At 66.4% G+C, this 1,081-nt stretch carries 2 pseudogenes; one reads left to right on the plus strand and one right to left on the minus strand.

Annotation, left to right across the window (positions count from 1 at the left end):
• Positions 1 to 314 (minus strand): annotated as a pseudogene (locus K228_RS0125110) (hypothetical protein); the annotation flags it as partial.
• 491 nt (positions 315 to 805) lie between these two features.
• On the opposite strand from K228_RS0125110, the pseudogene K228_RS0125115 reads away from it, so the two are divergent.
• Positions 806 to 988, plus strand: a pseudogene (locus K228_RS0125115) (cell wall anchor protein); the annotation flags it as partial.
• Positions 989 to 1,081 lie beyond the last annotated feature (93 nt).

Here is a 1,081-nt window from a genome sequence, read left to right on the forward strand (position 1 = left end):
GCGATCGCCACCACAGCGGCCCGCTCATCCATGTCGGCCTTCTTCGTGGCCTCGATGATGGCCTTCACATTGCCGGTCTGCTCGTCACCCAGGTCGATACGCGACTGCGTGCCCTGGGTGCCGTGCGGGATCAGCGTGTCCATGTCCGGCTTCTCCACCGGGACCGCAGCCGCCGAGGCGGGAGCGTCCGCCGACGTGGTGGGGGTGGGAGTGGTAGCGGTGGTGGTGTCGAAGGTCTGGGGGCTGGCCATCACACCAGCACCGAAGGCCAGACCAGCGATACCAAGTGCACTACGACGCAGAATCGTGTTCATGAGAGTTGCTCCATTCGGGGGTCGACACCCACAGGCACCCGAAGGGGGTCGGGAGCGGGGTGCAAGCACCGTCCGGCGCTCAACGAACTAAGGAAAGGTCGGCGACCGCGGGTCTCGCAGGGACACGCACGGCGCCGGGTCCAGATGTAACGACCGGCCGGCCACCACCATTCCCGGCGGCCGACCCCGCGGGTGGCGGGGCACTTCCTCGGTCGTACGTATGGTGTAACCCCCCGGCACCCGCCGAGATTCCGCCACCACCATGCCCCCGGCCACACCCCAAATGGGTGTTAACCGGTCATGTAGCCCATCCGGGTTCAGGGGGCAGCGACCGCAACACGCGATCTTTCAGCCCGTCCCCCGGCCGGCCGGCGTTTGGCGGGATCTTGCCGACCCGGCCAACGACGGGCGTTTCTGAAACCCTGTCCGGAGATTGGGAGCTAATAATGCAACTGTCCGGTTAACTGCGGATTGCCCACTCGGAGGTATGAGTGATGCCGGAAATTCGCCAATGGGTAGTCCGGGACAGCGACGCGCGCCGGGCGGGACACACCGTGGCCGGCTGGTTCTTCCTCGCGCTGGCGGTGACCGTGACGCAGGTGGCCGGCGGGTGGCCCGCCCTCGCGCAGCAGCAGCCAGTCGCGTCCAACGCGATGTCGGAGACCGTTCTCGCCTAGTACTCCAGCAGGAGATCCGTTCGGACCTGCTGGAGCTGTGTGGTTTTGTCCGTGAGCATGGAGCAGCCACCGCTGAGTCTTGTGGTTGTG

The sequence above is a fragment of the Salinispora cortesiana genome (genome assembly GCF_000484695.1).
GTDB lineage: Bacteria > Actinomycetota > Actinomycetes > Mycobacteriales > Micromonosporaceae > Micromonospora > Micromonospora cortesiana.